Raw genomic sequence first — 21,272 nt, forward strand, 5'->3', positions numbered from 1 at the left:
ACGGACGACGCTCGTGGTTCGGTGAGCGCCCGCGTGGATGCGACAGCGGCCCGGTCGAGCGCGATCGCTCGTCCGGGCCGCTGGTCACCCGCACAGCCGCGGGAACGCTTCAGGGCCTCAGAAGTCCCAGTCCTCGTCCTGGGTGTTCTCGGCCTTGCCGATGACGTAGGACGAACCGGAGCCGGAGAAGAAGTCGTGGTTCTCGTCGCTGTTGGGCGAGAGCGCCGCGAGGATCGCCGGGTTGACGTCCGTGACCTCCTTGGGGAACATCGCCTCGTAGCCGAGGTTCATCAGCGCCTTGTTGGCGTTGTAGTGAAGGAACTTCTTGCAGTCCTCGGCCAGTCCCACCGAATCGTAGAGCTCGTGGGTGTAGGAGACCTCGTTCTCGTAGAGCTCGAAGAGGAGATTCATCGTGTAGTCCTTGAGCTCGGCGCGGCGCTCCTCGGACTGCGACTCCAATCCGCGCTGGTACTTGTAGCCGATATAGTACCCGTGGACGGCCTCGTCGCGGATAATGAGGCGGATGAGGTCCGCGGTGTTCGTCAGCTTCGCATGCGAGGACCAGTACATCGGCAGGTAGAAGCCCGAGTAGAAGAGGAACGACTCGAGCAGCGTCGAGGCGACCTTGCGCTTGAGCGGATCATCACCCCGGTAGTAGCTGAGGATGATGTCGGCCTTCTGCTGCAGGTACGTGTTCTCCCGCGACCAGCGGAACGCCTCGTCGATCTCCTTCGTCGAGCACAGGGTCGAGAAGATCGAGGAATACGACTTCGCGTGCACGCTCTCCATGAACGCGATGTTCGTCATCACCGCTTCCTCGTGCGGGGTCACCGCATCGGGGATGAGCGAGATCGCACCGACCGTGCCCTGGATCGTGTCGAGCAGGGTCAGCCCGGTGAAGACGCGCATCGTCAGCGTCTTCTCCTCATCGGTCAGGGTCGCCCACGAGGGCACGTCGTTGCTCAGCGGCACCTTCTCCGGCAGCCAGAAATTGCCGGTGAGGCGGTCCCAGACGTCATCGTCGACAGGGTCGACGACACGGTTCCAGTTGATGGCCTCGACATGCGAGGCCAGGGTGAGGTTCTCCAAGACGGTCTTCTCTCTTCTTCCAGTTCGAACGATCTGCGGGTCTCAGCGGTCGGTGCGCGTCACAGCATGCACGAGACGCAGCCGTCGACCTCGGTGCCCTGCAGGGCCAACTGCCGCAGGCGGATGTAGTAGATCGTCTTGATGCCCTTGCGCCACGCGTAGATCTGCGCCTTGTTGATGTCGCGCGTCGTCGCCGTGTCCATGAAGAACAGCGTCAGGGACAGACCCTGGTCGACGTGCTTCGTCGCCTCGGCGTAGGTGTCGATGATCTTCTCGTACCCGATCTCGTACGCATCCTGGTAGTACTCGAGGTTGTCGTTGTCCATGAAGGGAGCCGGGTAGTAGACGCGCCCGATCTTGCCCTCCTTGCGGATCTCGATCTTCGAGGCCACCGGGTGGATCGACGAGGTGGAGTTGTTGATGTACGAGATCGACCCGGTCGGCGGCACGGCCTGGAGGTTCTGGTTGTAGATGCCGTGCTCGGCCACTGCAGCCCCCAGCTCACGCCAATCGTCCTGCGTGGGGATGTGCACGCCCGCCTCGGCGAAGAGCTCCGCCACCCGGTCGGTGCGCGGGGTCCACGCCTCATCGATGTACTTGTCGAAGTACTCACCGGTGGCGTACTTCGAACGCTCGAAGCCGGCGAACGTGCGCCCGCGCTCCTTCGCGATCTCCATCGAGGCCCGCACGCAGTGGTAGGCGACGGTGTAGAAGTACATGTTCGTGAAGTCGAGGCCCTCGTCGGAACCGTAGTAGACGTGCTCACGGGCGAGGTAGCCGTGGAGGTTCATCTGCCCCAGACCGATCGCATGCGACATGTCGTTGCCGCGGGCGATCGAGGGCACCGACTGGATGTCCGAGGTCTCGGCGACGGCGGTGAGGCCGCGGATCGCGGTCTCCACGGTGCGCCCGAAGTCCTCGGAGTCCATCGTCAGGGCGATGTTGAGCGAACCGAGGTTGCAGGAGATGTCCTTGCCGACGACGTCGTAGCCCAGATCCTGGTCGTACTTCGACGGTTCGGAGACCTGGAGGATCTCCGAGCACAGGTTGGACATGATGATCTTGCCGTCGATCGGGTTCGCCCGGTTCACGGTGTCCTCGAACATGATATACGGGTAGCCGGACTCGAACTGGATCTCCGCGAGCGTCTGGAAGAACTCGCGGGCGTTGATCTTCTTCTTCCGGATCGAAGCGTTGTCGACCATCTCCTCGTACTTCTCCGTGACGTCGACGTCGGAGAAGGGGATCCCGTAGACGCGCTCGACGTCGTAGGGGCTGAAGAGGTACATGTCCTCGTTGCGCTTGGCCAGCTCGAACGTGATGTCGGGGATGACGACGCCGAGCGAGAGGGTCTTGATGCGGATCTTCTCGTCCGCGTTCTCCCGCTTCGTGTCGAGGAAGGAGTAGATGTCGGGGTGGTGGGCGTGGATGTAGACGGCACCGGCACCCTGGCGCGCTCCGAGCTGGTTGGCGTAGGAGAAGGAGTCTTCGAGCAGCTTCATCACGGGGATGACGCCGGAGGACTGGTTCTCGATCTTCTTGATCGGGGCACCGGACTCGCGGATGTTCGTCAGGCTGAACGCCACGCCGCCGCCGCGCTTGGACAGCTGGAGAGCTGAGTTGATCGAGCGGCCGATCGACTCCATGTTGTCCTCGATGCGCAGGAGGAAGCACGAGACGAGCTCGCCGCGCTGCTTCTTCCCGGCGTTGAGGAACGTCGGGGTGGCCGGCTGGAAGCGGCCGGTGATGATCTCGTCGACGAGCTGGGTCGCGAGCGTCTCATCGCCGCGGGCGAGGAAGAGGGCGACCATGACGACGCGGTCCTCGAAGCGTTCGAGGTAGCGCTTGCCGTCGAAGGTCTTCAGCGTGTACGAGGTGTAGAACTTGAACGCGCCGAGGAAGGTCTGGAAGCGGAACTTGTGCGAGTAGGCGCGCTTCGACAGGGAGGCGATGAAGTCGAACGAGTACTGCTCGAGGACCTCGGGCTCGTAGTAGTCCTTCTCGACGAGGTAGTCGAGCTTCTCCTTGAGATCGTGGAAGAAGACCGTGTTGTTGTTCACGTGCTGGAGGAAGTACTGGCGCGCGGCCTGCTTGTCCCTCTCGAACTGGATCCGCCCGTCCATGTCGTAGAGGTTCAGCATGGCATTGAGCGCGTGGTAGTCCAGATCCGTCTCTTCGCGGATGATGTCCTCTACATTGCGGTCTTCAGCGAGCTCTCGCACAGTTTGTCCAATCCTAGGTTCACATCCGCGACCTCTTCGGGGGTGCCGAGGAGTTCGACGCGGTACAGAAGGGGTACGCGGCACTTCGCGGCGACGGTCTTCGCCGCCCGGCAGTACTCTGCGCCGAAGTTGGTGTTTCCGGCGCCGATCACGCCGACGAGGTGCCGGCGATTCGATTCGATATTGAGGAACTTGATCACCTGCTTGGGCACGGCCCCGCGGTTGGGTCCGGCCCCGTAGGTGGGGGTGACGAGCACGAACGGCTCGTCGACCAGCAGCGTCTCATCCTTCGTCAGCAGCGGCAGACGGCGGGTGGGATGATCGAGCTTGCCCACGAAGCGGTGGGTGTACTCGGACGTGCTGGAGTAGTAGACGACGAGCATCAGGCCACGACGGAGGCCGCCGTCTGCTGACCGGCCAGCGCGGCGATCTTGTCGGGACGGAATCCCGACCAGTGGTCGCTGTCGGTGACGACGACCGGCGCCTGCATGTAGCCCATGGCCTTGACGACGTCGAGGGCGTTCTCATCGACGCTGAGGTCGACCGTGGCGTACTTCAGTCCTTTGGCGTCGAGCGCACGGTAGGTGGCGTTGCACTGGACACAAGAGGGCTTGGTGTACACGGTGATCATGGCGACTCCTCGATTTCTGCGCTTGAGTATGGGTTGACTGCTGCTCGATCATGTCGGATCCGCGGCCTCCGACGTGGGAGGGATCACGGTGAAGGGGACCGACGATGACCACTAGATGTTGTGTTCGGGTACGAGCCTACCCCTATATCCAGTGTTACACCAGTGTGATTCGACCCGTCCACACCCTGTGTCCTCAGCCCTCCACAGCCGTCCACAGGGTGTGAACGACATCGGTGTAGTTCGATCACCTGCGAGGACACGGGCATCTCCCGCCGAGGCGGCCGACGACGACCCGTTTCCGGGCCGAGTTATCCACCGCTGTCCACAGGGGAAATTCGTCCCCTGTGGGCATGTCGCCTCGGCGTGTCGAGGACTGTGTCCGGACTTCCACACTATGTGTCGGTACTGACACGAGAACACCCAGTCGCATGTCAGGGTCCGCTCCTATGCTGGGGGTGACGGACAGCACGCCGGGCCACCCGGCGGGCTGCGACCACGGCACCGACGATGAGAGGGTCAGAGAACGCATGACCGCAACGGCACCGGCCAACACGCAGGAGATCGCGCACGCGAAGTCCCTCCTCGGCGGGCTCGAATCCTATCTCGACCATTTCGTCGTCGGTCAGCAGCGACTGCGGGAGTCCCTCCTCATCGGTCTGCTCTCCGGCGGACACCTCCTCCTCGAAAGCGTTCCCGGCCTGGCGAAGACGACGGCCGCGGCCGCGCTCGCCAACGCCGTCGACGGCAAGTTCTCCCGCATCCAGTGCACCCCGGATCTGCTGCCGGCCGACATCATCGGCTCGCAGATCTACAACGCCCGGGAGGGATCGTTCAACACGGTGCTCGGACCCGTGCACGCCAACATCGTCCTCCTCGACGAGATCAACCGCTCCTCGGCGAAGACGCAGTCGGCGATGCTCGAGGCGATGCAGGAGCGGCAGACGACGATCGGCGGGCAGCGCTTCGACCTGCCCAAGCCCTTCCTCGTCATGGCCACCCAGAACCCGATCGAGCAGGAGGGCACGTACCAGCTGCCCGAGGCCCAGCTCGACCGCTTCATGATCAAGGACCTCCTCACCCACCCCAGCCCCAACGAGGAGGTCGAGATCCTCTCCCGCCTCGACTCGGGGGTCTTCGACAAGGACTCGGTGCCCGCGGCCAGCTGCACGCTCGAGGACGTCATGACGATGCAGCGCTACGCGCGCACCATCTACATCGACCCGTCGATCACCCGCTACCTCGTCGAACTCGTCCATGCCACGAGGAACACGCAGAAGTACCTCGGACGGCTCTCCCCCTACATCGAGTACGGTGCGAGCCCGCGCGCCTCGATCGCCTTCACCAACGCCGGCCGCTCGCTGGCGATGATCCGCGGACGCAACTACGTCATCCCCGAGGACATCAAGGACCTCGCCCACCGCGTCCTCGCCCACCGCATCCAGCTCAACTTCGAAGCCGCCGCGGAGAACATCACGAGCACCCAAGTCGTCGATGCCCTCCTCATGGCCGTGCCCACCCCGTGACCCGGTGCTGAGATGACTGCCCTGCTCAACCGGATCAAAGCGCGGATGACCATCCACGCCCACCGGCGCACCCGCCGCCTCCTCGACGGCGACTACTCCTCGGTCTTCCACGGCCACAGCCTCGACTTCGACGACCTGCGCGACTACATCCCCGGCGATGAGATCCGCGACATCGACTGGAAGGCCACCGCCCGGCACGCCGATCCCCTCGTCAAGCGCTACGTCGCCCACCGCCGGCACATCCTCGCCCTCGTCGTCGACTCCTCCCGCGGCTTCGACGCAGTGACCTCGGCCGGGGCGGACAAACGCCAGCTCGCGATCCTCATGGCCGGGATGACGGGATACCTCGCGGTGCGCCACGGCGACGACGTCATGCTCATCCACGGCAACGCCGAACGCACGATCGCCTCACCCCGCAAGGGCAGCGAAGCCCACCTGGAGAACCTCCTCCAGCAGATCCTCGCCGAATCCGGTGACGAGGTCGACGGCTCGATCGACGCCCAGCTGCAGTGGATCGCCGGGCACATCACCCACCGCATGCTCATCGTCGTCATCTCCGACCAGGCTCCCCTGGGCCCGGCGGAGGAGGCGACGATCAAGCGGCTGCGCGCCCAGCACGAGATGCTGTGGATGACGATCACCGACGCGGATCTCGCCCACCTGCCCACCGCCTCGGCGCCGTTCGACGTCTCCCGCGCCGAGGTGGGGCTGCCGGCCACGGTCATGGCCGACCCCCGTGTGCAGGCCGAGTACATCGTCGCCGAGGCGGCCCGCCGGAACCAGCGCAGCGACCTGCTCGCGAAGCTCGGCATCGCCCACACAGAGATCGCCGACCCCGATCAGGCGCTCGGCAGCCTCCACTCCCTGCTCTGGAGGCATCGCCGTGGGTCCCGCTGAGCTCGTCGGTCCCCTCCAGATCTCGGTCTGGTGGTACGTCGCGGCCGCGTTCGTCCTCTTGCTGGCCCTCCTCAACCTCTTCGCCCCGCTCCTGCGCGCCGCCGCCGGCGCCACCGGTCGGGCCCAGCCGCGGATCCCCATCCCCGTGCGCAGCACCTACATGTCCCGCATCAGCGACGTCGAGGCGAACCTCGCCGCCGGCGACACCGACGTCCGCGAGTCGGCGCGCCAGCTGGCGAAGATCGTCCGCGAGTTCGCCCGCGACGCGTGGGGTGTCCGGGCCGAGCATCTGACCTACCGCGATGCCGCGGTCGCCGGTCTCGACGACCTCGCCGATTCCCTGCGCGGGCTCTACACGGCTGAGTTCGCCGAGGTGGAGTCCGTGGATCTCGCCCCCCAGATCGCCGAGGCGAGGAAGCTGGTGGCCAGATGGTCCTGATGTTCTGGTGGCTGGCCCTGGCCCTGCTCCTCCTCGCCGCCCTCGCGGTCTTCATCTTCCGTAGGCCCCGGCGCACCGAGTCGTCCCTGCCCGTGGCCCACAGCGGCCGGATGACGAGCCTGCCGGGCTTCCGCCGGGCGATGCGCAGGAAGATGATGACGACCGTCGCGTTCCTCGGCGTCATCGCGCTCACCGGGCTCGGGGCGCTCGCCGGTGTGGCCCGTCCCGCCTGGATCGAGACGGTCAACCCGGAGAAGAAGCTGCGCGACGTCATGCTCTGCCTCGACGTCTCCGGGTCGATGCTCGGCTACGACGCCGACCTGCTTGCCGCCTACCAGGAGCTCGTCGACCGGTTCGACGGGGAGCGCATCGGGCTGACCGTGTTCAACGCCACCGCCGTGGCCGCGTTCCCGCTCACCGACGACTACGACATGGTGCAGAACTACCTCGAGGACGCCGAGGAGGGCTTCCGGACGTGGGGCTCCCAGGGCACCGACTACTCGTGGTCGACGTCCCCGCCCAACATCGGCGGCTCCTCCCTCATCGGCGACGGCCTCGTCTCCTGCGTCGACAACTTCGACCGCAAGGACGAGGACCGGTCCCGCTCGATCGTCTTCGCCACCGACAACATGCTCGCCGGTGAGCCCCTGTTCGAACTCAACGAGGCCGCCGACATCGCCGTCGACGCCAAGGTGCGCGTCTACAGCCTCTCCCCGCCCTCGATCCTGGCGACCACGCAGACCCAGGAGCTCAAGTCCGTCTCCGACCGGACCGGGGGCAAGCAGTTCGACATGGGGTCGGCGACGACGATCGACCGCATCGTCTCCGAGATCCAGAGCCAGGAGGCCCAGAACACTCCGGGCCGGTCGTACACGATCGTCCACGACATGCCCGCCGCCCCGCTGCTCATCGCCGTGTTCGGACTCATCGGGGTCTTCGTCCTCGCCTGGAGGGTGCGCTCATGATCTTCGACCCGCTCTTCGGCTGGATCGGCCTCGGCCTCATGACCGCCGTCCTCCTCACGCTCTGCCTCATCCCCGTCATCCGCGGTGAGGGGCCGAAGTGGAAGTGGTTCGTGCGCATGGGCGTCGTCGCAGTCCTTGCCCTCGCCCTCGCCCGTCCCGGCATCGCCCAGAAGTCGACGACGGAGGAGTACGAGGCGGCCGCCGACGTCTACTTCCTCGTCGACACGACGACGTCGATGGCCGCCAAGGACTACGACGGGACCACCCCGCGCATCGAGGGCGTGAAGAAGGACATGCTCGAGCTCGCGAAGCAGCTGCCGGGTGCGCGCCTGAGCATCATCACCTTCGCCTCGACCGCCTCGACGGCGATGCCGCTGACGACCGATCATGCGGCCTTCGCCTCGGCCGTCGACGTCCTCACCCCGGAGATGTCGCTCAACTCCAACGGCTCCTCGATCACCGAGGCCGGTGACGAGCTCAAGGCTCGCATGGACTCCAACGCGGAGGACCGTCCCGACAACAAGCGGCTCGTCTTCTACTTCGGCGACGGCGAGCAGACGGCCTCGGGGTCCCCTGACTCGTGGTCCTCGTTCGCCGCGAACATCGACAGCGGCGCCGTCTTCGGGTACGGCACCGCGCAGGGCGGGAAGATGAAGGAGTCCCAGCCCTTCGGCTACGGCGGCCTGCCCGGCGACACCGACCACGGCGGCCAGAACGGCGGCGGCCAGAACGGCAACGGTCTGGGCACCGGGGATCAGTACATCCGCGACGCCCAGGGCAACCCCGGGATCTCGAAGATCGACGAAGGCAATCTCAGACAGATCGGCTCAGACCTCGGCCTGCCCTACTTCCAGCGCGACGGCAGCAGCCCGGTCTCAGCCGTCTACACCGCCCCCAAGTACGATCAGCAGCTCGTGAAGAAGGACGGCCGCGTCACCGTCGACGAGTACTACTGGATCCCTCTCACCCTCGTCTTCGTCTGGATCGCCGTCGAGATGGTCTTCGCCTTCCGCGAGTTCCTCCGGTTGCGGTCGGTCATGCCCTCTCGCCGAGGCGGTCGCGGCGGATCCGGCGGTCCTCCCGGTCCGGGTGCCGGCAACCATCCTGCGCGGGGACTGGTCGCGTCCGGAACGGCAGGCAGCGGACAGAGCGGAGGCCGACCATGAGACGGATGCTCAGACGATGGTCGGGCCTGCGGCTGCTGACGAAGATCAACCTCGTCGTCGGCACCGCGATCCTCCTCGCCTTCGCCTACCTCGGCACCACCGTGTACTTCGGGGCGGCCTCGCAGGTCCGCTACGACTCCAACGACTTCCCCGGCGCCCAGAAGGCCGCGACGACGTTCCTTGCGCTCAGTCCGCTCGAGAGGCACATCGGCTACTACAACCGCGGCACCGCGAAGGCCGCCGTCGGCGACTTCGAACCCGCGCAGGAGGACCTCGAGACCGCACTCGAGATCACCCCGCCCCGTGACGAGTGCGCGGTGCGGATCAACCTCTCCTACGTCTACGAGAAGCTCGCCGACCAGGTCGCCGGCCAGGACGAGAAGAAGTCCGGTGAACTCTACGACCAGGCCCTGGCCACACTCGACGACGCACCCGAGGAGTGCCGCCCCGACAAGAGCGAGACGCAGCAGAAGAGCGACGAGGCGAAGCAGCGCGTCGAGAACAAGAAGCAGGGCGGCCAGTCCCAGAACAGCGGATCGGGTGACGACTCCCAGGGCTCCGACGATTCGCAGAACGACGATCAGCAGTCCGGTGACGACTCGCAGGGCTCGAACGACCAGGGATCGAACGACAACTCCGACACCGGTGATCAGAACACCGACGACGGCGCCGGCCAGACCGAGCAGGAGAAGAAGCGCGAAGAGCTCAAGCAGCGCGGCGAGGACTCCAACCGCGAACAGCAGCAGCAGGGACCCGGCGGCAACGGCGGACGCACGACCCCGGACAAGCCGTGGTGAGCCGGGTCGAGGCCTGTGCGATCATGAGTCCATGACCGACACCGCATCCGCGTCGACGCCGGGATCCGCCGAGCCTGAGGGATCTGCCGATCCTCAAGGATCTGCAGAGGTGCCGCGTCTGCGGGCCGCGCTCGAGACGTTCCCGCCCTACATTCCGGGCAAACCGCCGCGCGAGGTCCCGGGCCTCGAGTCCTTCAAGCTCTCTTCGAACGAGAACCACCTCCCGCCGCTTCCCTCGGTGCTCGAGACCATGGCCGAGCATGTGGGCAATCCCGCTCATTACCCCGACGACGCCGCCACCGCGCTGCGCACGGAACTCGCCGCGCGCCTCGGCGTGGGGATCGAGAACCTCGTCGTCACCACCGGGGCGAGCGAACTCCTCGTCGCGCTCACGCAGATCACCTCGGATGGCACGACCGAGGCCGTCTACCCGTGGCCCTCGTTCGAGATGTACCCGCAGACCACCGGGTTGGCCGGGGCCACCCGCATCGAGGTGCCCCTGCGCGCTGACGGCACCCACGACCTCGCGGCGATGGCGGCAGCGGTCACCGAGGCGACGAGCCTCATCATCCTCTGCTCCCCGAACAACCCCACGGGGCCGGCCCTGCGCGATGCCGAGGTCCGGGACTTCCTCGCGGCCGTTCCCGAGCGTGTCCTCGTCGCCCTCGACGAAGCGTACTGGGAGTTCGCGACCGCGGGCGGCACCGTCGACGGGCTCGGCCTGCTCGCCGACCACCCCAACCTCGTTCTCCTCCGCACGTTCTCCAAGGCCCACGGGCTTGCGGGCCTGCGTGTCGGCTACGGCGTCGGACATCCGCGGGTCATCGCCGGCCTGCTCAAGGCCGTCATCCCCTTCGGCGTCACCGACCTCAGCCAGGCCGCTGCCCTGACATCGCTGCGCCACTGGGACGAGGTCATGGCCCGCGCCGCCGTGATCTCAGGCGTCCGCGACGACTTCGCCCAAGCCCTGCGCAGTCAGGGCTGGGACGTGCCCGAAGCGCAGGGCAACTTCGTGTGGCTGCCGCTCGGGGAGCTGTCCGACGCCTTCGAAGACGCCTGTGTGGAGCAGGCGATCGCGGTGCGCAACTTCGGCGACGGAGTGCGGATCAGCATCGGTCCGCGCGCCGCCCTCGACCGGGTGCTCGAGATCGCCGCGGACTTCCGCGCAGCCCATTTCGGCTGAGCGCAGCCCATTTCGGCTGAGCGCGGTCCCCGTCGCCGCAAGCCGGCCTAGAGTTCGGCGAGTTCGAGGGCGAGCGCCACGGCCTGCGTCGTCTCCGGGTTCCCGAGGTCCCGGCCGAGCAGCCGCTCGATCCGCTGCAGTCGGGCACGGACCGTGTGCCGGTGGATGCCGAGCTCGGCGGCCACCGCATCCCGCACTCCCCCGGCGGCGATGAACGTCCGCAGGGTGAGCAGCAGCTCCCGGCCGTCCTTCGACGCGAGCAGGTCACCGAGGACGCGATCGACGAAGCGCACCGCAGCCGCCTCGTCGATCGAGGACAGCAGAGCCCTGACATCGGAGTTCGCCGTCTCATGCTGGGTCCGCCACACCGTCCACGTGTGATGGACCTGGGTCAGCGGCAGCGGCTTGTGGAAGAGCTTCTCCAGCCCGGTCACCGCCGCGACCCGATCGACGAGGCTGTCGCCGGTGTGGACGACGGCGATCATCGACCCCGACCGGGCGAGCAGCGTGTCGGCGCCGAGGTCGGCGAGCAGATGTTCGGCACTCTCCCCGCGCACCTCGCCGAAGATCGTGAACTCGGCCCGGGAGACCGCGGGCGAACCCGTGCGCAGCACCCACTCGGTGCGGGCCTCCGCCGGGCTCAGGGTCGTCGTGAACAGGCGCGACTCCCCGCGCCGAGGCGGTCCCTCGGAGACGGCGAGACCGAGCAGGGCCGCGGCGGTCGAGAGCAGCTGGGAGCGGATGCGCGAGCTCACGGCCGACTCGGCGGCGGTGAGGATCCACCCGACCACCTGCTCGTCGCCGAGAGGCACGGCTTCGAGACCGCCCCCGCCCGACCGCAGCAGGCGCGGGGCGAGCGAGGCGCCGAGCGCCTCCCCGATGAGCTCGGTGCGCACGGCCGCGGGTGCGTTCGCGCCGGTGAGACCCCGACCGGTCGGGGAGACGAGCTGGACCTCGCTGCCGAGCGTCGCTGAGAGATCGGCGATGAGGGCGGCCGGACCGGTGCGGGCGAGCGCGGTGGCGAACCGTCGCCCGGCGCTGCTGGCCCGGGTGACCTCACGGTTCGTCTCCTCTTCGCGCATCCGCGTGAACGCGTCGACGACGGCAACGAACGGCACGGGCTCGGGCACCCCGAAGAGCGCGAGACCGTGCTCGCGGGCATGGCCGATGAGGGAGTCCGGCAGCCGGACCGACGGCAGGTCGCTGCCGAGGCCGATCCCGAGGGCGTGGACCCCGACCCGCTTGAGTCTCGCAATGTAGTCACCGGCCGAGTCTGCGGTGAGATCCTGGCCGACGCCGATCGTCAGCAGCACCTCGCCACCGGCGAGCCATTCGTCGACTTCGGGCAGTTCGGAGGAGTGGACGATCGTCACCTCCTGCTCCCGTGCTCCCGGCGGATCGACGGCGATCTCGAGGGCGAGTTCACGCCGCGCCCACAGCTGTCCCAAGGTGACCATGCGGCCCATCCTATCCGGCATGGCTATGCACATGCGGCTGACTGTCCACGCTGGATATCTGTGACGGGGATGACAGGTCCTAGGCTGATGGCACGCCACCAGCGAGATCACCCCATCACGACCAAGGAGAGTCAATGCCGTCTCAGCCCCTCGGCCCTGCCGACTACAGTCAGACACCCCGCTTCGCCGGGCCCCCGACCTTCGGCCTCCTCCCCCGCCTCGACGAGGTCGAGTCCCAGCGTCCGGGAGAGAAGATCGACGTCAAGATCGTCGGCATCCCCTTCGACGCCGGTGTCAGCTACCGTCCCGGCGCTCGCTTCGGGCCCGCGCACATCCGTCAGTCCTCGAAGCTGCTGCGTCCCTACAACCAGGCCACGAACGTCCACCCCTTCACGTGGCAGCAGGTCGGCGACTGCGGTGACCTGGGCGTCAACCCCTTCGACATCGAAGAGGCCATCGCCACGGTCGAGGAGAACGCCGATGCCCTGCGCGCCGACGGTGCGAAGGTCCTCACCCTCGGCGGCGACCACACGCTCGCCCTGCCGAACCTGCGGTCGCTGCACAAGACGCACGGGAAGATCGCCGTCCTCCACTTCGACGCCCACCTCGACACCTGGGACACGTACTTCGGCGCCCCGTACACGCACGGCACCCCGTTCCGACGCGCGAGCGAAGAGGGGCTCATCGACCTCACCGCCTCGATGCACGTGGGCATCCGCGGTCCCCTCTACGGGAAGAAGGACCTCGAGGACGACGAGGTACTCGGCTTCCAGATCATCCGCAGCGACGACTACCAGTTCACCTCCGTCGAAGAGGTCGTCGCCCGGATCCGCAAACGCCTCGGCGATGCCCCGGTCTACCTCTCGATCGACATCGACGTCCTCGACCCGGCCGCCGCACCCGGCACCGGCACCCCCGAGGCCGGAGGCATGACGAGTCGCGAACTGCTCAACTCGATCCGCGGACTCCAAGGACTCAATGTCGTCGGCGCGGAGATCGTCGAGGTCGCCCCCGCCTATGACCATGCGGAGATCACGGGGCTGGCCGCCGCGCACTGCGGCTACGAGATCCTCTCCCTGTGGGCGGCCGAGCAGAACGGCCTCACCGGCCCGTCCGGTCCCAGCGGGGAGGCCCTCGGTGTCTGAGACCACAGCAGCCCGGCCCTCCGAGGCGACCGCGTCGACGACGACCGAGCGCTTCCGCAACGGCGGCAAGGCCGTGATCGCGACGCTCGCCGCCAACGGCGTCGACACGATCTTCGGGATCCCGGGCACGCACAACCTCGAGTTCTACCGGCATCTGCCCGAGTTCGGCATCCGGGCGATCACGCCGCGCCACGAACAGGGAGCAGGCTACGGCGCCGACGGCTACTTCCTCCTCTCCGGCAAGCCCGGGGTCGTCATCACGACCTCGGGACCGGGGCTGACGAACGTCATCACGGCAGCGGCCACCGCGTATGCGGAGTCACGCCCGATGCTCATCCTCTCCCCCGGTGTGCCCACCGGACTCGAGCGGGCCGACATCGGCATGCTCCACGAGACGAAGGACTCCTCCGGGGCCCTGTCCCACCTCCTCGTGTCCTCCCAGCGCACCCGCACCGCCGAAGGCGCAGCGCAGGCCGTCGCCGAGGCGTTCGCCCTCTTCGCGTCCTCGCGTCCGGGTCCCGTGCACATCGAGGTGCCCCTCGACGTCCTCGAGGGCGACTGGCACGGCAGCGTCCCGGCACCGGTCCCGGCCAGGCGACCAGGCCTCGACGCCCGCGCCGTGAGCCGGGCCGCCGAGGCGATCAGGTCCGCGAAGCGTCCGGTCATCGTCGCCGGCGGCGGCGCCCGGGATGCCGCCGCCGAGGTGACTCTCCTCGCCGAGTCCATCGATGCTCCCGTGGCGACGACGGCCAACGGCAAGGGCATCGTGGCAGAGGACCATCCGCTCTCGCTCGGTGCGAACGTCCGGTTCCCGAGCGTCCAGGCCGAGACCGCAGCCGCCGATGTCCTCATCGTCCTGGGCTCCGAACTCGCCGACTCCGACCTGTGGGGCGGAGTCATCGGCGCGCAGACCGCGCCGGGTGTGCGCGACGAGACGGCACAGCAGACCGTCATCCGCTGCGACATCGACCCCGACCAGCTGGGCAAGAACCTGGACGGCGACATCCTCGTGTGCGCCGACACCGGGGAGTTCCTCGCGGCCCTGAGCACCGAGCTCGGTGCTGCCTCTGAGCGCACGGCTGAGGGCACGGTCGCGTCCGACGGGGCGGCCGCCTCGGCGAGGGACCGGGTCGCAGCGATCCGGGCCGGCTGGGATGCGGACTTCGACTTCGACAAGATCGGCGCCCGGGTCACCCGACTCGTCGCCGAGGGCGCCGGACCCGAGGTCGTCATCGCCGGCGACTCCTCGCAGGTCACCTACGACGGGTCGATCCACGCGCTCACCGCCCGCACCCCTGACCAGCTGCTCTACATGCCGGGCTTCGCGACACTCGGCTACGGCATTCCCGCAGCGCTGGGGGCGAAGGTCGCCGCACCGGAGCGTCCGGTCGTCTGCGTCCTCGGCGACGGGGCGGCGATGTTCTCCGTCCAGGAGATCATGACCGCTGCCGAACTCGGACTCGGCATCCCCTTCGTCGTCGTCGACAACGGCGGGTACGCGGAGATCGAGGAGCAGATGGTCGACCGGAACATGGAGCCCTTCGCCGTCCGCCTCGCCCGCCCCGACTTCGCGCAGCTCGGGGCCTCGATGGGCGGGGTCGGGGTGAGCATGCGGGAGTCGGAGATGACCGCCGAGCTGCCCGACGTCGTCGCCGAGGCGCTGAGCCGCGACGTGCCCACCATCGTCCACATCACCGTCGGCAACTGACCCGACCCGAAGGAGGAGTCACTGTGGACTCACTCGTTGTCATCATCTATCTCGCCGCCATGGTGGGATTCGGAATCTGGGGTCGCTTCAAGGCGAAGAACCAGGACGACTTCCTCGTCGCCGGTCGCCGGTTGGGCGGTCTGCTCTACACGGGCACGATGTCGGCCGTCGTCCTCGGCGGCGCCTCGACGATCGGCGGGGTCGGCCTCGGCTACACCTCGGGACTGTCGGGCATGTGGCTGGTCTTCAGCATCGGCATGGGCATCATCGTCCTCTCCCTGTTCTTCGCCCCGAAGATCCAGAAGCTCGAGATCTACACGGTCTCGCAGATGCTCGAACTGCGCTACGCCAAGGGCTCGCGGCTCGTGTCGGGGGCGATCATGACCGCGTACGGTCTGATGATCTCGACGACGTCGACGGTCGCCTACGCCACGGTCTTCCATGCGCTCTTCGACCTCGACAAGTTCTGGTCGGTGATCATCGGCGGCGGCATCGTCATCACGTATTCGATGCTCGGGGGCATGTGGTCGATCACGCTGACCGACTTCGTGCAGTTCCTCATCCAGACCGTGGGCATCTTCCTCCTCATGCTCCCGATCGTCCTCAACAAGGCCGGTGGCCTGGGCGAACTGTTCTCCGCCCTGCCGGCCGAGCAGACGTCCCCTGTGGGCATCGGCTGGCAGGCGATCCTCGGCTACATCCTCATCTACACCCTCGGTCTCCTCATCGGCCAGGACATCTGGCAGCGCGTGTTCACCGCGCGTTCGCCCGGCGTCGCCCGTTGGGGCGGGCTCTCGGCCGGCGTCTACTGCCTGCTCTACGCCGTCGCCGGAGCGCTCATCGGCATGGCTGCGGCCCGCATCGTGCCGGGCATCGAGGTCGCCGACGACGTCTTCGTCGCCGTCGTCGATGCCGCGATGTCGCCCGTGCTCGCCGGTCTTGTCCTTGCCGCGGCTCTCGCTGCGATGATGTCGACGGCCTCGGGGTCGCTGCTCGCCGCCTCGACCGTGTGCCGGCAGGATATCGTCGAGCCTCTCCTCGCCCGCAGGGACATCGTCCCGGCCGTGCGTGCCGGCGCCGAGGTGGGAGGCCTGGGTTCGACCGACGCCGGTTCGACCGACGCCGGTTCGGGCGTCGTCGGTTCGGGCGTGGGTTCGGCTGCCGTGAGTTCGGCTGCCGTCGGGTCGGGCAGCACGGCTTCGGGCGGGGGCACGACCTCTGCGCTCACGCAGTCGCTCGTCCGGGAGACCGGTGACGAGGTGCGCGATTCGCGGATCTACCTCATCGGCCTCGGCATCGTCACTCTCGCCCTCGCCCTCATCATGCCCAGCGTCGTCGAAGCGCTCACGGTGGCCTACAACCTCCTCGTCGCGGGGCTCTTCATCCCGATCCTCGGCGGCCTGATCTTCCGCCGCGGGACGATCGTCGGCGTCATGGCCGGCATGATCCTCGGTTCGGTGACGACGATCGTGCTCATGATCACCCTGGGCATCTACTCGAACGAGGCGATCTACCTCGGCCTGCTCGCCTCTCTGCTCGGCTATGTCGTCGGTTCACTGGTCTCGAAGCCGACGCCGCCGGAGATCATGGCTGAGTGGAGGGAACGCCTGAGCCGGTAGTCGCCGGGCGTCACGGCCGGCGGAAACCGGGCGGCCTGAACGGTCGACTGGAACCGGGCGGCCTGAGTCGGCCGGCCCGAGCCGCTGCCCTGGACAGACCGGCCTGAGCCGCCGCGGACCCTGAGGTCTGCGGCGGCTCAGTGCTTTCCGCGGTTCGTCCCGCCCTTTCGCCGCTTCGGCTTCGCGATCTCCCAGACCGCGTAGGCGACAAGGGCGCCGGCGATGATCCAGATGCCGATCCGCTTCTCCTCGGGGTTCGTCAGCTGCGCGATGTAGCCGACATAGGGCACGTGGTAGCGGACGACCCCGCGGACCTGGACGCTGCGCACCGGGTCGGGGTCGGCGGCGTTGTTGTTGTCGCCCTTCGTCCGGTAGACGGTCTCCCCGTGGACCCTGGCGACGTCGATGATGCGGTGCGTCACGAGGTCACGCTGACCGGAGTTGGGCTGGTAGGTGACGACCTGGCCCTTGTCCAGGGTCTGCGCCTGCGCGGGCTTGAGCGGCTTGACGATCACCTGCGAGCCGGGCGGGATCGTCGGATCCATCGAACCGGTGGTCACGGTGAGCGGAATCCATCCCATCGCCAGGGGCAGCGCCACCGTGGCGATGAGGACGCCGGCGATGACCGCCACGAGGACCCCGCAGACCCACGAGACGATTCTTCGCAGTCGCCGCCGTGGCCGGGGCCGCCGCAAGTCGCCTGACGGTTCTTCGACCGGAGCCTGTGCGGTGGAGTCCGGTACAGGCGAACTCGACGCGGGCGAGCCTGGTGTCCTCTGCCTCGTCACTGCGGTCATGACGCGCCTCCTTGTCGTGCGTCCCCGCCGGCACGTTCCGTGCCGACATGCCTCTGGCCTGCACGTCTGCGACGGGCGACAGCGACGAGGGCGAGTCCGAGACCGATCGCTGCCGCCGCGAGGGTGATGAGTCCGGCCCCGCCGAATCCGGTCCTCGGCAGCGCCCACCCTCCATCGGCGCTCCCGGCGCCGCCGGCGCTTCCCGCCGACGAGTTGGAGATTCCCGAGGAACCAGAACTCGAAGCCTCCGAGCTCGAGCCCGCGGCCGAGGTGCCGTCGGAGTCCGCTCTGGTCTCCGCCTCGGCGGCGGTGCCTCCCCCACTGTCATCCGCTTCGGCCGCGCTGCCTCCCGCGTCGCTGCCGCCGGGTGCGCACTCGACCCCGGTGCTCAGCCCCAGCGAGAACCGCAGCGGCCACGTGCGGGTCTGCGTGTCGTTGTCCCGTTCCCCGACGGCAGGCAGGTCGACGCTCACGCGCAGCGTCGCATCGGCATCGGGTGCCAGTTCGCCGAGGGCGAAGCGCTGTCCGACGACCTTACGGTACGAGTCCTTCGCCACGGTCCGTCCCGCCCAGGTGATCGACACCTGGAGGTCATGGGCCGGGTCGGCGACCCCGGCGGTCTCCGGGGCGACGATGAGCACGGCGGTCACCGGCACCTCGGCGATCGATCGGACACGCAGCTCATCGTCTCCGCCCGACCCGGGCGCCATCAGCTCGGGGACGTCGGGGAAGGCCCGCTGGAGATCGTCCGGGGCGCTCTCCCCGCTGCCGTCGGTCTCGGAGACCCGGACCGCCTCGGCGATCGAGGTGGGGCACTCCTTCGCCGAGGCGGGGGCGGCGATTCCCAGGATCGCCACGGTCACCGCCGTGAGGAGGACGAAAGCAGCCGCGCAGCGCCGCCGCCGGCGGCGGACGGCGCGGGCCAGGGTCGAGGGCACGAGGAATCCGATCACAGTGTCACCCGGCTCACGGTGCACGAGACATCGGACGAGAAGGCCTCCTGGGTCATCTGCAGGTCGTAGATCGGTGACTGCGTGGGCCGATCGCCATTGGGTCCCGGGTTGTGACCGCCGGCCCCACCGGTGCCGCGGATGACGAAGCGGACCGTCACGTCGTAGCCGAAGAGGTAGTTGAGGGGCTGTTTGGAGACTTCGACGTCGTTGCCGGTGAAGTCGGAGCCGACCTCGGGGATCGCGACGTAGGAGTCGAAGGCGGCAGGGTCGCCGGCGAGACGCCGGGCGGTCTTGGCCATGCGGGCGAATTCGGGCAGTTCGGAGGTGTTGACGACGAACGTGTGCGAGTTGTCGACGTTGAACACTCCGTAGCAGGCGCCGGAGCCGTCCTGCCCGGTGTCGACGGTGATCGCGGGCTTCTTCACCGTGGCGCTCACCCCGACGCACTCCTGCGCGGCACTTGCCCCGGGCGGGCAGGCCGGGCGGTCGCCGGGCTCTGGTCCCAGAGCGCCGTAGGGATAGAGCTGGGCCGTCTCGGTGTCCGAGAGTCCGTCGATGCGCCAGTCGACGGCGAACCGGAAGTCGAAGCGGACCCCGGAGGCTCGAGCGAGATCCTGATAGAGCAGTCGCGAGTTCCGTCCTTCGACCAGCACGGGTACGGACTGCTCGGCACCGGGAGCCAGGGTCCATCGGAGTTCGGTCTCCGAGAACTGCTTCGTCGAGGTGTCGGCCGTGACGTAGTTCGAGATCTCCCGCTTCACACCGCCGTCGTCGACGATGAAGGCCGCAGCCTTCCCCCACGCTTCGGAGATGTTCGTCCCGGCCAGTTCCACGGACGCGATCCTGATGCTCGCGACCATTGTCGTCGGGGACGTGTTCTTCAGGGTCAGCGAGGTCTCGTTCATCTGCCGGTCGAACCAGTTCCATGACCCGTAGTCAGGGGTGACGACACCGGCGGTTCCGGCCTCGATGCCCTGCGCTTGGAGCGTCATCTCAGTGTCGTCGCTGGCCTCGGAGTAGAAGCGGGCCAGCGTCGAACCGGTGGGCATGATCGCCATCGCGACGATCGCGGCAACGAGGGCGAGCACGCACGCACCGGCCAGCACGGGCATGACTCCTGTCCGGAGCCTGGGTCTCCGCTGCCGGTGTTCGGTCTGCCGGTCGGTCATCGGTCCTCCTGTACGACTGCCACGCTGACTCCGGCCACGCTGAGATCGTCGAAGACCCGGGGCCAGGCGTCAGCGCTGACCTGGCCGGTGAAGTCGAAGGTCCGCCGCGAGGTGATCGTCTGTGCGCCCTCGAGCGGACCCTCGGGGCTCACCGTCGCCTCCGCAGTCCATGCCGGGGGCGGATCGGGCTGGTCGGATGTCAGGGTTGCCGCATAGCGGAGGTTCGTGCCCTTCGCACTGACGTCGAAACGGGATGCGATCGTCAGACGGTCGCCGCGCATGAAGCGGAAGTCCTCGACCTGCCCCTTGCTCAGTCGGGCGCATCGGGTGAAACCCTGGTCGGCGTCGCACGACTGCAGGTCGGCGAACCGCGCGTCGGTCGTGTACTTGCTCTGCACGCGGTAGGAGACCGGTGCCGCTGTGACCCTGAGCTCTCCGGAGCGCACCTCGACCGACTGCTTATCGAAGTTCGCTTCGTCGTACCACCGTGCTCCGGTGCCCAGACCGCTCGAGAGGAGGACCAGGGCGGCACCGGCTGCCGCAAGCGCTCGCACTCTCATAGGATCTCCGAGGTCGGCTGAGGACGCACCGTCCTCCGGCACGGGGATCCCGTGCCGGAGGTCTCGGCGTCAGCGATCGTTCTGCACCAGCTGGAGCTTGATGTCTCCGGTGTTGAACGAGTAGTCCGAATTCTGCTTCTCCTCACCCCACCACTGCGCGGTGTCGGTGGTGGGCTTGTCGCGATTGAGCGAGTTGTCCACGGAGTCCTTGAACTCCTTGAAATAGATTGAGAAACCGACGTCGAAGGTGTCACCGTCATTGGCCGCGGTGAGTGCGACGGGTTCCGTGCTGCCGTTGACTGTCGCCTTGAGCACGGCGAAATCGTCATTGACGAGTTCGGCGAGCTTGCCGGTCGGAACGGCCGAGAGCGTGGCCTTGAGGTTCTTGCCCTTGATGTTCGTCACGACCTGCGAGCTGCCGGTGCACTGCATGGTGTCTCCCGGAGCGATGAGGTCACCGGGGGCGACATTATCGCCGCCGTTGGCCCACTGGCACGCGAGATTGTCGATCGCGAAGCTCAGTTCACCGGATTTGACCTCTGCAGCCTGGTTGCCCAATGAGGCTTCGTCGTACCAGCGGGCGAAGGTGAGGCCTCCCCCGATGAGGAGCACAGCAGCGGCTCCACCTGCAACGACGGCCTTCTTATTGATTCTCATATATTTTCGCTTTCCGGCACTACCGATGCCATTCATGATGAATAGACGGAAACATCGGACAGACGAGCAAGTGAATTCATAATTCACCTATGGAGTTTGACCGCACCGCACTTCCGACATCCTCCGTATTCTGAATTTATCACATCATTACCTTGAATGACTACTTCATTATTGTATCTACTCATTAGTAGTTAATGCTTCAATCTTTGTTAGGAAAATGACACTTGAATGAATTCGGGTATAGTTTCCCGTTTCCCGGATTCATTTCTCAGCCGCAGTTTTTCGGTCGACAGCA

General features: G+C 67.2%; 20 protein-coding genes. 10 read left to right on the plus strand and 10 right to left on the minus strand.

Annotated elements, in window-relative coordinates; all coding sequences use genetic code 11:
- Positions 1-117: 117 nt before the first annotated feature.
- From nrdF to nrdH, 4 genes are read right to left on the minus strand one after another with little or no spacing between them, the layout of a single operon-like run.
- Positions 118-1,089, minus strand: coding sequence for a class 1b ribonucleoside-diphosphate reductase subunit beta (gene nrdF, locus AAHA49_RS02120; protein ID WP_342037052.1), 972 nt, complete (start codon positions 1,087-1,089; stop codon positions 118-120).
- Between the two features lie 59 nt (positions 1,090-1,148).
- Entirely contained in the window at positions 1,149-3,275 is a 2,127-nt protein-coding gene (gene nrdE, locus AAHA49_RS02125) for a class 1b ribonucleoside-diphosphate reductase subunit alpha (protein WP_342037250.1), read from the minus strand.
- Between the two features lie 5 nt (positions 3,276-3,280).
- A complete protein-coding gene (gene nrdI / locus AAHA49_RS02130; RefSeq protein WP_339392208.1) occupies positions 3,281-3,694 on the minus strand; it encodes a class Ib ribonucleoside-diphosphate reductase assembly flavoprotein NrdI in 414 nt (137 codons plus the stop codon).
- Positions 3,694-3,942 (minus strand): glutaredoxin-like protein NrdH, encoded by a 249-nt coding sequence (nrdH, locus tag AAHA49_RS02135; protein WP_342037053.1) that lies wholly within the window; start codon positions 3,940-3,942, stop codon positions 3,694-3,696. The genes nrdI and nrdH overlap by 1 nt, the downstream gene beginning before the upstream one ends.
- Before the next feature lie 527 nt (positions 3,943-4,469).
- Here nrdH and AAHA49_RS02140 point away from each other — a divergent pair.
- Genes AAHA49_RS02140 through AAHA49_RS02170 form a run of 7 tightly spaced genes read left to right on the plus strand, consistent with a single transcriptional unit; the run spans position 4,470 to position 10,912 of the window.
- Positions 4,470-5,465 carry an AAA family ATPase gene (locus AAHA49_RS02140; protein WP_342037054.1) on the plus strand — a complete coding sequence of 332 codons (996 nt, stop codon included), beginning with the start codon at positions 4,470-4,472 and terminating at the stop codon, positions 5,463-5,465.
- A 12-nt stretch (positions 5,466-5,477) separates the two neighbouring features.
- Positions 5,478-6,362, plus strand: a complete 885-nt coding sequence (locus AAHA49_RS02145; RefSeq protein WP_342037055.1) for a DUF58 domain-containing protein — start codon at positions 5,478-5,480, stop codon at positions 6,360-6,362.
- Positions 6,349-6,801 (plus strand): hypothetical protein, encoded by a 453-nt coding sequence (locus AAHA49_RS02150; protein ID WP_342037056.1) that lies wholly within the window; start codon positions 6,349-6,351, stop codon positions 6,799-6,801. The genes AAHA49_RS02145 and AAHA49_RS02150 overlap by 14 nt, the downstream gene beginning before the upstream one ends.
- Complete coding sequence (locus AAHA49_RS02155; protein ID WP_342037057.1) at positions 6,792-7,766, plus strand: vWA domain-containing protein; 975 nt, start codon at positions 6,792-6,794, stop codon at positions 7,764-7,766. The genes AAHA49_RS02150 and AAHA49_RS02155 overlap by 10 nt, the downstream gene beginning before the upstream one ends.
- Positions 7,763-8,932, plus strand: a complete 1,170-nt coding sequence (locus AAHA49_RS02160; RefSeq protein WP_342037058.1) for a vWA domain-containing protein — start codon at positions 7,763-7,765, stop codon at positions 8,930-8,932. Before AAHA49_RS02155 ends, AAHA49_RS02160 begins: the two co-directional genes overlap by 4 nt.
- Positions 8,929-9,729: a tetratricopeptide repeat protein gene (locus tag AAHA49_RS02165; RefSeq protein WP_339392201.1), complete on the plus strand. Its 801-nt coding sequence runs from the start codon at positions 8,929-8,931 to the stop codon at positions 9,727-9,729. The genes AAHA49_RS02160 and AAHA49_RS02165 overlap by 4 nt, the downstream gene beginning before the upstream one ends.
- 31 nt (positions 9,730-9,760) lie before the next feature.
- Complete coding sequence (locus AAHA49_RS02170) at positions 9,761-10,912, plus strand: histidinol-phosphate transaminase (protein WP_339392200.1); 1,152 nt, start codon at positions 9,761-9,763, stop codon at positions 10,910-10,912.
- A gap of 47 nt (positions 10,913-10,959) precedes the next feature.
- Here the strand turns inward: AAHA49_RS02170 and AAHA49_RS02175 are convergent, their stop codons facing one another.
- The gene (locus AAHA49_RS02175; protein WP_339392199.1) at positions 10,960-12,369 is read right to left on the minus strand and encodes a PucR family transcriptional regulator; all 1,410 of its coding nucleotides are present in this window, start codon (positions 12,367-12,369) and stop codon (positions 10,960-10,962) included.
- Positions 12,370-12,503: 134 nt separating this feature from the next.
- Here AAHA49_RS02175 and speB point away from each other — a divergent pair, with 134 nt between their 5' ends.
- From speB to AAHA49_RS02190, 3 genes are read left to right on the plus strand one after another with little or no spacing between them, the layout of a single operon-like run.
- Positions 12,504-13,514 carry an agmatinase gene (speB, locus tag AAHA49_RS02180; RefSeq protein WP_342037059.1) on the plus strand — a complete coding sequence of 337 codons (1,011 nt, stop codon included), beginning with the start codon at positions 12,504-12,506 and terminating at the stop codon, positions 13,512-13,514.
- Complete coding sequence (locus AAHA49_RS02185) at positions 13,507-15,222, plus strand: thiamine pyrophosphate-binding protein (protein ID WP_339392197.1); 1,716 nt, start codon at positions 13,507-13,509, stop codon at positions 15,220-15,222. The genes speB and AAHA49_RS02185 overlap by 8 nt, the downstream gene beginning before the upstream one ends.
- Before the next feature lie 23 nt (positions 15,223-15,245).
- Complete coding sequence (locus AAHA49_RS02190; protein WP_339392196.1) at positions 15,246-16,841, plus strand: sodium:solute symporter family transporter; 1,596 nt, start codon at positions 15,246-15,248, stop codon at positions 16,839-16,841.
- Positions 16,842-16,978: 137 nt separating this feature from the next.
- On the opposite strand, the gene AAHA49_RS02195 is transcribed toward AAHA49_RS02190, so the two are convergent.
- The 5 genes from AAHA49_RS02195 to AAHA49_RS02215 form a co-directional block, all read right to left on the minus strand.
- Positions 16,979-17,473, minus strand: a complete 495-nt coding sequence (locus AAHA49_RS02195) for a signal peptidase I (protein ID WP_422614409.1) — start codon at positions 17,471-17,473, stop codon at positions 16,979-16,981.
- 161 nt (positions 17,474-17,634) lie between these two features.
- Positions 17,635-18,591, minus strand: a complete 957-nt coding sequence (locus AAHA49_RS02200; RefSeq protein WP_339392194.1) for a hypothetical protein — start codon at positions 18,589-18,591, stop codon at positions 17,635-17,637.
- A complete protein-coding gene (locus tag AAHA49_RS02205; RefSeq protein WP_342037060.1) occupies positions 18,588-19,760 on the minus strand; it encodes a hypothetical protein in 1,173 nt (390 codons plus the stop codon). The genes AAHA49_RS02200 and AAHA49_RS02205 overlap by 4 nt, the downstream gene beginning before the upstream one ends.
- The gene (locus tag AAHA49_RS02210; RefSeq protein ID WP_339392192.1) at positions 19,757-20,320 is read right to left on the minus strand and encodes a hypothetical protein; all 564 of its coding nucleotides are present in this window, start codon (positions 20,318-20,320) and stop codon (positions 19,757-19,759) included. The genes AAHA49_RS02205 and AAHA49_RS02210 overlap by 4 nt, the downstream gene beginning before the upstream one ends.
- A gap of 69 nt (positions 20,321-20,389) precedes the next feature.
- Positions 20,390-20,977 (minus strand): alternate-type signal peptide domain-containing protein, encoded by a 588-nt coding sequence (locus AAHA49_RS02215; RefSeq protein WP_339392191.1) that lies wholly within the window; start codon positions 20,975-20,977, stop codon positions 20,390-20,392.
- Positions 20,978-21,272 lie beyond the last annotated feature (295 nt).

Origin of the sequence: Brevibacterium ammoniilyticum, from assembly GCF_038429965.1 — a bacterium.
GTDB classification, from domain to species: Bacteria; Actinomycetota; Actinomycetes; order Actinomycetales; family Brevibacteriaceae; genus Brevibacterium; species Brevibacterium ammoniilyticum.